11 protein-coding genes and 1 tRNA gene are annotated in these 10,662 nt (G+C 67.6%); 6 read left to right on the plus strand and 6 right to left on the minus strand.

The window, feature by feature from the left end:
• The first annotated feature begins 16 nt into the window (after window positions 1-16).
• From speB to Tther_RS08375, 4 genes are all read left to right on the plus strand, one after another.
• Window positions 17-961 carry an agmatinase gene (gene speB, locus Tther_RS08360; RefSeq protein ID WP_143902829.1) on the plus strand — a complete coding sequence of 315 codons (945 nt, stop codon included), beginning with the start codon at window positions 17-19 and terminating at the stop codon, window positions 959-961.
• 138 nt (window positions 962-1,099) lie between these two features.
• Window positions 1,100-2,578 carry an NAD-dependent succinate-semialdehyde dehydrogenase gene (locus Tther_RS08365; RefSeq protein ID WP_143902831.1) on the plus strand — a complete coding sequence of 493 codons (1,479 nt, stop codon included), beginning with the start codon at window positions 1,100-1,102 and terminating at the stop codon, window positions 2,576-2,578.
• A gap of 115 nt (window positions 2,579-2,693) precedes the next feature.
• Window positions 2,694-2,767 (plus strand) — tRNA-Gly (locus Tther_RS08370).
• A gap of 16 nt (window positions 2,768-2,783) precedes the next feature.
• On the plus strand, window positions 2,784-3,749 hold the full coding sequence (locus Tther_RS08375; RefSeq protein ID WP_246098968.1) for a recombination-associated protein RdgC: 966 nt from the start codon (window positions 2,784-2,786) through the stop codon (window positions 3,747-3,749).
• A 1-nt stretch (window position 3,750) separates the two neighbouring features.
• Here Tther_RS08375 and Tther_RS08380 read toward each other — a convergent pair whose 3' ends face one another.
• On the minus strand, window positions 3,751-4,197 hold the full coding sequence (locus Tther_RS08380) for an OsmC family protein (RefSeq protein ID WP_143902833.1): 447 nt from the start codon (window positions 4,195-4,197) through the stop codon (window positions 3,751-3,753).
• A 118-nt stretch (window positions 4,198-4,315) separates the two neighbouring features.
• Here Tther_RS08380 and Tther_RS08385 point away from each other — a divergent pair, with 118 nt between their 5' ends.
• Window positions 4,316-5,638 (plus strand): NAD(P)/FAD-dependent oxidoreductase, encoded by a 1,323-nt coding sequence (locus Tther_RS08385; protein ID WP_246098969.1) that lies wholly within the window; start codon window positions 4,316-4,318, stop codon window positions 5,636-5,638.
• Between the two features lie 30 nt (window positions 5,639-5,668).
• Window positions 5,669-6,025, plus strand: coding sequence for a DUF5368 family protein (locus Tther_RS08390; RefSeq protein ID WP_143902837.1), 357 nt, complete (start codon window positions 5,669-5,671; stop codon window positions 6,023-6,025).
• Window positions 6,026-6,060: 35 nt separating this feature from the next.
• Here Tther_RS08390 and Tther_RS08395 read toward each other — a convergent pair whose 3' ends face one another.
• From Tther_RS08395 to Tther_RS08415, 5 genes are all read right to left on the minus strand, one after another.
• On the minus strand, window positions 6,061-6,360 hold the full coding sequence (locus tag Tther_RS08395; protein WP_143902839.1) for a hypothetical protein: 300 nt from the start codon (window positions 6,358-6,360) through the stop codon (window positions 6,061-6,063).
• A gap of 40 nt (window positions 6,361-6,400) precedes the next feature.
• Window positions 6,401-6,652, minus strand: a complete 252-nt coding sequence (thiS, locus tag Tther_RS08400; RefSeq protein ID WP_143902841.1) for a sulfur carrier protein ThiS — start codon at window positions 6,650-6,652, stop codon at window positions 6,401-6,403.
• A 15-nt stretch (window positions 6,653-6,667) separates the two neighbouring features.
• On the minus strand, window positions 6,668-7,945 hold the full coding sequence (locus tag Tther_RS08405) for an NAD(P)/FAD-dependent oxidoreductase (RefSeq protein WP_143902843.1): 1,278 nt from the start codon (window positions 7,943-7,945) through the stop codon (window positions 6,668-6,670).
• A 63-nt stretch (window positions 7,946-8,008) separates the two neighbouring features.
• Entirely contained in the window at window positions 8,009-9,856 is a 1,848-nt protein-coding gene (locus tag Tther_RS08410; RefSeq protein WP_143902845.1) for an aldehyde ferredoxin oxidoreductase family protein, read from the minus strand.
• A 19-nt stretch (window positions 9,857-9,875) separates the two neighbouring features.
• On the minus strand, window positions 9,876-10,352 hold the full coding sequence (locus Tther_RS08415; protein WP_143902847.1) for a 4Fe-4S dicluster domain-containing protein: 477 nt from the start codon (window positions 10,350-10,352) through the stop codon (window positions 9,876-9,878).
• Between the last annotated feature and the right edge of the window lie 310 nt (window positions 10,353-10,662).

Here is a 10,662-nt window from a genome sequence, read left to right on the forward strand (position 1 = left end):
CGACACGCCTTTGACCATGCCCAACCAACCCCTAGGCGGCAACGAAATGCCGCGCTTTGGCGGCCCTGCGACCATGATGCGGCTGCCAACCGCGACCTCGCCGGTCGGGCTGGATGCTGCCTTCATCGGTGTGCCGCTCGACATCGGAACGAGCCACCGCCCAGGCGCGCGCTTTGGGCCGCGCCAGATCCGCGCCGAATCCTGCCTGCTACGGCCCTACAACATGGCCACCGGCGCCGCGCCGTTTGACACCCTGCAGGTGGCCGATCTGGGCGATGTGCCCATCAACACGTTCCACCTGCCCAAGTCGATCGCCATCATCGAGCAGCACTACCGCCCGATCCTCGACGCGGGCTGCATACCGCTGACACTGGGCGGGGATCACACCATCGTGCTGCCCATTTTGCGCGCGGTGGCCGCGCGTCACGGGCCGGTCGCGCTCATCCACGTGGACGCGCACGCCGACGTCAACACGCACATGTTCGGCGAGCCGTTGGCGCACGGCACCCCCTTTCGCCGCGCCGTGGAGGAAGGGTTGCTGCAAGGCGACAAAGTCTGGCAAATCGGCCTGCGCGGTACCGGCTACGCGGCAGACGACTTCGATTGGCCGCGGGCGCAGGGCTTTCACATCGTGCCCGCGCACGAGGTCTGGTGGCGGTCGCTGGCGCCGCTGATGGCCGAGGTGCGCGCCGCGATCGGGGCGGATACCCCCACCTACCTGAGCTTCGACATCGACGGCATCGACCCCGCGTACGCCGGCGGCACCGGCACCCCGGAAATGGGCGGCCTTAGCGTGCCACAGGCGTTGGAGATCGTGCGCGGCTGCCGCGGCCTCAACCTGGTGGGCTGTGACCTGGTCGAAGTCTCGCCACCCTACGACACGAGCGGCAACACCGCTTTGCTCGCCGCCAATTTGTTGTACGAAATGCTGTGTGTGTTGCCCGGTGTGACGTACCGGTGAATGCAGCCACTCACCGGCTGGCGCTGTACCGGTCGCGCCCCCCGCACAGCGCCGCAGCGGCTGTCGCCCGCTGTACCGGTGGTGTGCGGGCCTTCGCGCTACAGTGATGCATCCTTTTTGGACGTGATGGAGACGACGATGGACATGAAGGCTTCCCCACTGGCCCAGCTCAAGGACCCAACGCTGCTCAAAACCGACGCCCTGATCGACGGGCAGTGGGTGGCCGGCAGCGCCCGCTTCGACGTGCGCGACCCCGCCACGGGGCAACCGCTGGCGCAGGTGGCCAAGCTGGGCCCCGCCGACGCGGAAGCGGCCATCGCGGCCGCCAACGCCGCTTGGCCCGCTTGGCGCAACAAAACCGCCAAGGAGCGCGCCAACATCCTGCGCAAGTGGTACGAGCTGCTCATGGCCAACCAGGACGACCTGGGCCGCCTGATGACCGCCGAGCAGGGCAAGCCGCTGCCCGAGGCCAAGGGTGAGGTCGCCTACGGCGCCAGCTTCGTCGAATGGTTTGCCGAGGAGGCCAAGCGTGTCAACGGCGAGACGCTGCCACCATTCGACAACAACCGCCGCCTGCTGGTGCTGCGCCAGCCCATCGGCGTGTGCGCGGCCATCACGCCGTGGAACTTCCCGCTGGCCATGATCACGCGCAAGGTCGCGCCTGCGCTGGCGGCCGGCTGCCCGGTGGTCATCAAGCCGGCCGAACAAACCCCGCTGACGGCCCTCGCCGCGGCCGAGCTGGCCATCCGCGCCGGCATCCCGGCCGGGGTGCTCAACGTGCTGACCAGCGACGGGCCGGGCAGCGTGGAAATCGGCAAGGTGTTGTGCGCGAGCGACGTGGTGCGGCACCTGAGCTTCACCGGCTCCACCGAGGTCGGTCGCATCCTGATGGCGCAGTGCGCTCCCACGGTCAAGAAGCTGTCGCTGGAGCTGGGCGGCAATGCGCCGTTCATCGTCTTCGACGATGCCGACATCGACAGCGCGGTCGAAGGGGCGTTTGCCAGCAAATACCGCAACGCCGGCCAAACCTGCGTCTGCTCCAACCGCATCTATGTGCAGGAGGGCGTCTACGAGGCCTTCGTGCAAAAGTTTGCGGCCAAGGTGGCCACGGCCAAGGTGGGCAACGGCTTCGAGGACGGCGTCAACCAAGGCCCGCTGATCGAGGAAGCGGCGGTGGAAAAAGTGCAGCGCCACGTGGACGACGCGCTGGCCAAGGGCGCGCGCTTGCTCACCGGCGGGCGGCGCCTGGGCGGCCTGTTTTACGCGCCGACGGTGGTGGCCGACGCCACGCCCGACATGCTGTGCGCGCGCGAGGAAACCTTTGGCCCGTTTGCGCCGGTGTTCAAGTTCCGCACCGAGGAGGAGGTCATCCGCCTGGCCAACGACACCGAGTACGGGCTGGCGGGGTATTTCTACAGCCGCGACGTGGGCCGCATCTTCCGCGTGGCCGAGGCGTTGGAATACGGGATGGTGGGCGTCAACGTCGGGATTTTGGCCACGGAACACGTCCCCTTCGGTGGCGTCAAACAATCCGGGCTGGGCCGTGAAGGGTCGCACCACGGCATCGACGAGTACGTGGAAATCAAGTACGTCTGCATCGGCGACGTGCTCAAGTGACGCGGCCAGCGGACGCGGGGGTGGCCACCCGGCGCCCCCGGCCCAGGCGCGGGTGGCGAACCGGGGCCGCGCGGCGCCGAGTGCCTTCGCGCTTTGCTCTACAATACATGGCGCTGCGGGCGTCGTTCAATGGTAGGACCTGAGCTTCCCAAGCTCAAGACGTGGGTTCGATTCCCATCGCCCGCTCCATCATCGTGGTGCCGCCGTGACGCGGCACGCGATTCGCCCTGAAGGGGTGACACCCCCCGCCGTTGCCCTCCCCTACCCCGTGTTCAAAAACCTGACGGTCTTTCGCCTTGGCGATGGCTTTGCGGCCGCGCTGGAACCGATGGAGCAGGCGCTGGCCGCCGCGCCCTTTGTTCCCTGCGGGCCCACGCAGATGCAAAGCGAAGGCTGGGTGGCGCCGCGCGGTCAGCCGCACGCCCCGTTGGTCGAGTCGGTGGCGGGGCACCGGCTGATGCGCTACCGCATCGAAACCAAGCGCGTCCCCGCCGCGGTCGTCAAGCGTGAGCTGCAGGCGCGCTGCGCCCAGATCGAGGCCACCGAAGGTCGGCAACCCGGCCGACGCGAGCAGCGTGACCTCAAGGAAGCCATCGTGCAGGCGCTGTTGCCGATGGCCTTTGCCCAAACGGTGGACATCACCGTGTGGATGGATGTGCAAGCGGGCCGCATCGCGTTGGACACCACCAGCGCCAAACGGGCGGACGCTGTGGTGACGGCGCTGGTGCGCGCACTCGACGGGCTGCGCGTGGAGCCGCTGCAGACGGCGCTGTCCCCCGCGACCGCCATGGCCGGCTGGCTGGGGGCCGACGCGCAGGACTGGCCCGCGCACTTTGCGCCGGGGCGGGACGTCGAGCTCAAGGGCGACGGCGACAGCCCGGCGGTGGTGCGCTTTACCCGCCACGTGCTCGACACCGAGGAGATGCGGCGGCACCTCGCCCAAGGCAAACGCCCCACCAAGCTGGCGCTGGACTGGGACGGGCGCGTCAACTTTGTGCTGACCGATGGCGCGCAACTGCGCCGCATCGCCTTTCAAGACGGCGTGTTCGAAGCCCCGGAGGCCGAGCAGGCCGACCGCGGCTTCGACGCCGATGCCGCCATCGCGACCGGCGAGCTCAGCAGCTTGCTCGACGATTTGATCGCCGCGCTGGGCGGCGAAGCGCCGCGCTGAATCACCCTTTGAGCGCCTGACCGTCGCCGCCGATCACGCGCACGTCGATGGGGATGCCCTGCTGCACGCTCATCGAAATGGTGCAGAACTCCTCGAACTGCCCGAGGATGCGGTCGAGATGCTCGTACGCGTCGCCGGGACGCTCCAGTCGAATCTCGACTTCGATGCGCTGCACCCGCAGGCGATTGGCGGCGTTGCGGCCGACGGTGGCGCGCGCCACCGCAGTCAGGGTGCCGGGGTCCTGCTTGAATTTGGTCAGCGCAAACGTCAGGCTCGCGCTCAGACAGTTGGCCACGGCCGCGAGCAGCAGGTGTTTCGGCGTGGGGCCGTTGGATTCGCCCAGCGGGGGCGGTTCGTCGCTGAACAGCGTGGGCGTGCCCAGCCCGAAATCGATCTCGAATTGATAGCCGCTGCGTCGAACGAGCGTGATGGTGGTAGGGGTATCCATATTCGGGTTTCTCCGGATGCGCATGGGTCGCAGTCCTTGCGATAAATCAAGGGTGGTCGCCATGCCCCCTGCATCATACAAACCCGCAAGGGTATGAATGACAAACGGGGACACCGCCATGCACCGATTCGATTCCGATCGCCGCAAAACACTGGCACGGCTGGCCGCCATCGGGGCCGCGGCGCTGGCCGCCGACGCGGCGCGTGCCCAGGTGGCGCCGGTGGCGGCGGACAGCAGGGCCCGCATCGTCATCGTGGGCGCCGGGGCGGCTGGGCTGGCCAGCGCCTCGCATCTGCGGCGCCGACTGCCCCAGGCAAGCATCACCCTCATCGATGCCCGGCGCGATCACTACTACCAGCCCGGGTTCACGCTGGTGGGGGCCGGCATCAAGCCGGCGCATTACGTCATTTCCACGACGCGGGAATACATCCCGCAGGGCGTCGACTGGATCGAGGAGGCGGCTGCGGAAATCGACCCGGAGGCCCGCCACCTCGTGACGTCGAGCGGGCGCAAGGTGGGCTACGACTTTTTGATCGTGGCCTGCGGACTGGAACTGAACTACGGCGCGATCGAGGGCATGGACACGGCCTGGATCGGCCGTGACGGGGTGGGCAGTGTCTATCAAGGTCCACAGGCTGCCGCCGCCACGTGGCAGGCCATGTCTGCCTTTGCGGAACGGGGCGGGGTTGGTCTGTTCGGCCGGCCGCACACGGACATGAAATGCGCCGGCGCGCCGCTGAAGTACACTTTCATCACCGACGACCGCCTGCGCCGCGCCGGCAGCCGCAGCAAGGCCGAGCTCCATTACCTGGCCCCGCAGAAGGCGCTCTTTTCCGTCCCCATCGTGTCGGAAAAGGTGCGCATGCTGTTCCAGGACCGTGGCATCCGCACCCATTACGAGCACCAGCTCGTGTCGCTGGACCTGGGGCGCCGGCTGGCGACCTACCGTTCCCCCGCCGGTACCACGGAGCTGCAGTACGACTTCATCCACGTCGTGCCGCCGATGCGCGCGCCGGAGGTGGTGCGCTACAGTCCGCTGCCGTGGCAAGACGGGCCGTTTGCGCGCGAGAGCTGGATGGAGGTGGACCGCGAGACGCTGCGCCATAAGCGCTACGCCAACGTGTTCGGCGTCGGGGACATCGCCGGCGTGCCCAAGGGTAAGACCGCGGCCAGCGTCAAGTGGCAAGTGCCGGTGGCGATGGACCACTTGGTCGGTGACATCACGGGCAAACCCTCGGCCGAAAAGTACAACGGCTACACCTCGTGCCCGCTGATCACCCGGCTGGGCCGCGCGATGCTCATCGAATTCGACTACCAAGACAACCTCTACCAGTCCTTCCCCGGCTTCATCGCACCGCTGGAAGAACTTTGGGTGAGCTGGGTGATGAAGACGATGGCCCTCAAGCCCACCTATCTGAGCATGCTGCGCGGTCGCACCTAAGGCCCGGCCGCCCGTTCGGAGAACCTGCCCATGAAGACCTACGATCCCTTGGTGTTTCTTGCGGTATTCCACGAGATGCTCGGCCCACTGCTGTGGCTATTGCCGCTGCTTGCGCTGGCCACGGTGGTGGGATTCGTGTGGCTGTGGCGGCGCGACGGCCGGATCGTCACGCGGCGGCTGGTGCAGTCGGAACTGTTGGGGTTGCTGGGGGGCGGCGTTGCCCTCGTGATCATGGCCGTGGTGTCTTCATCGGGTTTTACCGATGCGGCGGGGCCGGCAGATTGGTTTTTGATCCTGATCGTCTACGGCGTCGGCTTCGTGGCCACCACGCTGCTCGCCTACACCGTCATGGGCTGGCTGGCGCGGCCGGCGCAGCGCCCGGCATGACCGGCCCGTGATGGACCCCCGGGGTCAACAGCGCATCAACCGCCCCCGCGCTGCATGTAGAGGTCGAAGCGGCGCATGAAGCGCTGGCGCTCGTCGTCCGGGACGTCCTCGAACCGAAACGTGACGGCCAGCCGCGGCAGGCGCATGAGCGCGATCGTGCGCGGCGGCAGCGCCTGCCACCGCAGGGTCAGCGCCCCCGCACCGATGCTGACGCGAACCTGTTCGCCCTCGCGGTACCAGGGGTGCGCGCCGATGGCCGCCGGCAGCCAGCCCAGCCACTCGGCAACGGTGCACCCCACGTCGCGCTCGAACGATGGTGGGTAGTGCGCCTGCATGTGCCATCGGCCGCGCGGTGCGGCCCCATCGTGCCCCGGCTCAGCCCCCCGCGATGGGCGGCCACACGGCCAGCACATCGCCTGGCGCCAGCCGGTGCTCGGCGCGCGCGGACGGTGGCACGAACACCCCGTTGACCAGCACCAGGTGCACGAGCTTTGGGGGGAGCTGGTACCGGTCGATGATGGCCTGCACGGTGGCGCCGTCGGGCACCTCCAGCTCGACTTGGTTGAACCGTGCGCCGGAGGGCAAGTAGTCCCCCAGGGTGGCAAACAGCTTGAGCGTGATCTGCATGCGGCGAACCGGTGTTTAGCGGCGGCGCGTGTCAGCGGCCCGACCCCAGTGGGCCTGCGCCTGGGCGGCGTCCAGATAGGCCGCCATGAACTGCGTGGGATCGCGCAACAGCACGTCCTTCCAGGGGCCCAGCCGCACCCGGCCCTCCACCAAGCCGCGCAACGCCCCCACGTGGTCGGTCCAGCCCACGCTGTTGCAGCCCACCATCACGTCGCCATCAAAGCACAAGCTCAGCACCTTGTGGTGCTGCGTGTCCACCTGCTCCACCCGGTCGCCACCGGACACGCCTTGCCAGTTGCCAAAACTGCTGGAGATCAGCCCCAGGGTGTCGAGCACGTTGATCTGCGTCACGCCGCGCAGCTCGGCGCGCTGGCCCACCATGTTGAGCGCGGCCACGCGCGCCTGCTCGGCGGCGTTGGGCTGGATGGCGCTGACGATCGTGGTCCCCGACACCTTGTCGAACGCCTCTGCGCAGTCGCCCGCCGCGTACACGCCGGGCACGTTGGTTTGCATGTGCTCGTCGGTCAACACGCCCTGCAGGCAACGGATGCCCGAGTTTTCCAAAAAGCCGATGGCCGGCTTGACCCCGGCGGCGATGATGACAAGGTCAGCCTCGACATGTTGGCCGTTGGACAGGCGCACCTGCAACGGGGCGGCGCGCTCGATGGCCTCGAGCCGCGTGCCGGTGTGCACCGCCACCCCCTGGGCCTCGCACCAGGCCCGGATCATGCCGCCGGCGGCCGGTCCCATCATGCGCGGCACCATGCGGTCGCCCATCTCCACGACGGTTAGCTGCACGCCGCGCTGCTTGAGCGCCTCCATGATGATGCAGCCAATGAAGCCCGCGCCCAGCTGCAGCACGCGGGCACCGGGTTGGGCGCGATCCATGATCGCGCGGGCGTCCGCCAGCGTCCAGCAGTGGTGCACCCCCGGCAGGTCGATGCCGGGTATGGGCGGGCGCACCGGGCGCGAGCCGGTGGCGATCAGCAGCCGGTCGTACGCCAGCGTGCGCCCCCCCTCGAGCGTGACGACGCGCGCGGCGGTATCGACGGCGGTCGCGCGGCCCTGCACGCGCTCGATGCGCAGCCGGTCGTAGTGGTCGGCAGCCTTGCGCAAATACGTGCCAGCTTCGGCAATGTCGCCAATCAGCAGGTAGGGTATCGCCATGCGCGAGTACGGCGGCTCGGGTTCGTCGCCGACCAGCGTGATGCGATCGTGGGGCGCGTGCTTGCGGATCGTCTCGGCGGCGATGACGCCCGCCGGCCCTGCTCCCAGTATGACGTGGTGGGTCATGTCAGGCTCCCAACCAAGAAGCGGCCGTGGGGACCGCTTCTTCGATGTCCCCGGGGTGCCGGGTCACAGGCCCAAGCGCGCCTTGGTTTCGGCCGTGGGCCGCCCTTCGGCATCCCAGCCACGCACCTGGTAGTACTTGGGTAGCATCTCGGGCAGCTTGTTGACCAAGCCTTTGGCAGGGCCGGTCTTGGCCGGCTCGGTCAGCAGGCGCGGCGGCAGGGTGTCGTCCTTGGCGGTAAAGCCCGCGGCGTTGTTGAATGCGCGCTCCATGTTCCAGATGCGCTCGCCGATGCGCTCGAGCTCCTCGGTGGTAAATTCCTCGCCGCACGCGGCCGCCACCTGCGGCGCCACGTCGGCCAGGCCCCAGGCAAAACTGGTGAAGATGCAAATGCCCGCCGAGTCGAACGCCGCCGTCGCATCCTGGAAGGCCTTCACCAGCTCGGGCTTGCCCTCGGCGGTCAGCGGGTCGGTTTTGACCGGAATGCCCAGCACCTCGGAGGCGACGGTGTAGCCGCGCAGGTGGCACGCACCACGGTTGCTGGTGGCGTACGCCAGCCCCATGCCCTGGATGCCGCGGCTGTCGTAGGCGGGGAATTCCTGCCCCTTGACACTCATGGACAATTCCGGGTGGCCGTACTTTTCGCACAGGCGCTTGGAGCCCAGCCCGATTTCCTTGCCAAAGCCGACGCCGTTGGCGGTCATGTCCGCCAGCTCGCACAGCGCGCGCGCCGAGCCAAACGGCGCCTCGATGCCGATTTGCTCCTTGGTCAGCACGCCCAACTCGTAGAGCTCCATCACCGCCCCGACGGTGGCCCCAAAGCTGATCGGGTCCATGCCGTGCTCGTTGCAGATCAGGTTGGCGTACTGCAGCGCTTCCAAGTCGTTGACGCCATTGGCCGCGCCCAACGCCCACGCCGCTTCGTACTCGAGGCCGCCGCTGGCGCCCCAATACTCCGGTTTGTTTTTGACGCTGAAGTGCGTCTCGTCGATCTTGCTGATGCGCCCGCAGGCGATGGTGCACCCGAAGCACGCCTGGTTGGTGACCAGGTGCGTCTTGCCGTCCGTGGGGCGCGGCGTGAGCATGGCCTCGGCCGAGATGTCTTTGGCGCCCTCGAACTGCACATCGCGGTGGTTGCGCGTGGGCAACGCGCCGATTTCGTTGATCACGTTCATCAGCACCTGGGTGCCGTACTTGGGCAGCCCCTGCCCGGTCACGGCGTTGTCGGCCAGGATCTTTTTCTTTTCTTTGGTGACCTGCATGAAGGCCTTGGGGTCGCGCACATTGCCCACGCCCTTGGTGCCGCGCACCGCAATGGCCTTGAGGTTTTTGCTGCCCGCCACCGCCCCGACGCCAGAACGCCCGGCGGCGCGGTGCAAATCGTTGACCACGGCCGCGTAGAGCACTTGGTTTTCCCCAGCGCGGCCGATGCTGGAGATGCGCAGCAGCGGATCCTGCAGCGAGGTTTTGAGGATTTCCTCGGTCTGCCAGACCGACTTGCCCCACAGGTGCGAGGCGTCGCGCAGCTCGGCCAGGTCGTCGTTGATGTAGAGGTACACCGGCTTGGGACTGCGCCCCTCGAAGATGATCATGTCCCAGCCCGCCATCTTGAGCTCGGCCCCCCAGTAGCCACCGGAATTGGAGCAGGCGATCGCGCCGGTCAGCGGCCCTTTGGTGATGACGGTGTAGCGCCCGCCGGTGGAGGCCATGGTGCCCGTCAGCGGCCCGGTGGCCCAGATGATTTTGTTGTCCGGCGAGAGCGGATCGACCTTGGGGTCCACCTCCTCGACCAGGTATTTGCTGCCCAGGCCGCGCGAGCCCAGGTACTGGCGCGCCCAGGTCATGTTCAGCGGTTCGGCCGTGCAGGTGCCGGCCGTCAGGTTCACACGCAGGATTTTTCCAGCCCAAGACATGTTCGTGCTCCTTCGACGGTCAGGCCGCGGCGGGCTGGTTGCCCAGCTTGTCGGCCCACTGCTTCATGCGGTCGATGCCGGTCCAGTTGGCATCGATGAAGGTGATGGCGCCGGTGGGACAGGCGTCGGCGCAGGCCGGCTCGCCACCGCACAGGTCGCACTTTTGCACCTTGCCGGTTTCCTGCACGTAGTTGATCGTGCCAAACGGGCAGGCGATCGTGCACACCTTGCAGCCCACGCAGGTGGTCTCGTTGACCACCTTGGCCCCGGTGGCCTTGTCCACCGTGATGGCCTCCACCGGGCAGGCATGCAGGCACCAAGCCTCATCGCACTGGGTGCAGGTGTAGGGGACTTTGCGCCCGGTGTGGTGGAAGTCGAACACCTTGATGCGCGACTTCGACGTGGCGTAGACGCCGTAGTTTTCGAACGAGCAGGCCATCTCGCACGACAGACACCCCGTGCACTTGGCCGGATCGATGTGCAGCACCTTCTGCATACTTCGTCTCCTGGTGGTGGGGCCATGCCCCTTGTGAACTTGTGTGCCTACCTATTTTTGGCTGAGAATGTCCGACGAATCTTGGGGATAACCCGTACCGAACGGGGCGCGGGCGCGGAAATTCTCAAATTGCAACACCGGCGCCCCAAGCCCCCCGCCACCCGAGCGCAGGAGACACACCGTGCCCACCACCCGCTGGCGCCTGGCCTCCAGCTTTCCCAAGTCGCTTGACACCATCCACGGTGCGGCAGAAGTCTTCGCCAAAACCGTCAATGCGATGTCGGGTGGCAAATTCCAGGTCACGGTGCAC

Source organism: Tepidimonas thermarum, assembly GCF_007556705.1.
GTDB classification, from domain to species: Bacteria; Pseudomonadota; Gammaproteobacteria; order Burkholderiales; family Burkholderiaceae_C; genus Tepidimonas; species Tepidimonas thermarum.

Coding starts and splice junctions, on each gene's coding strand:
- speB (WP_143902829.1), top strand. CDS start 17: ATGCCCAACCAACCCCTAGGCGGCAACGAAATGCCGCGCTTTGGCGGC.
- Tther_RS08415 (WP_143902847.1), bottom strand. CDS start 10,352: ATGCAGAAGGTGCTGCACATCGATCCGGCCAAGTGCACGGGGTGTCTG.
- Tther_RS08380 (WP_143902833.1), bottom strand. CDS start 4,197: ATGGATACCCCTACCACCATCACGCTCGTTCGACGCAGCGGCTATCAA.
- thiS (WP_143902841.1), bottom strand. CDS start 6,652: ATGCAGATCACGCTCAAGCTGTTTGCCACCCTGGGGGACTACTTGCCC.
- Tther_RS08385 (WP_246098969.1), top strand. CDS start 4,316: ATGCACCGATTCGATTCCGATCGCCGCAAAACACTGGCACGGCTGGCC.
- Tther_RS08395 (WP_143902839.1), bottom strand. CDS start 6,360: ATGCAGGCGCACTACCCACCATCGTTCGAGCGCGACGTGGGGTGCACC.
- Tther_RS08410 (WP_143902845.1), bottom strand. CDS start 9,856: ATGTCTTGGGCTGGAAAAATCCTGCGTGTGAACCTGACGGCCGGCACC.
- Tther_RS08365 (WP_143902831.1), top strand. CDS start 1,100: ATGGACATGAAGGCTTCCCCACTGGCCCAGCTCAAGGACCCAACGCTG.
- Tther_RS08390 (WP_143902837.1), top strand. CDS start 5,669: ATGAAGACCTACGATCCCTTGGTGTTTCTTGCGGTATTCCACGAGATG.
- Tther_RS08405 (WP_143902843.1), bottom strand. CDS start 7,945: ATGACCCACCACGTCATACTGGGAGCAGGGCCGGCGGGCGTCATCGCC.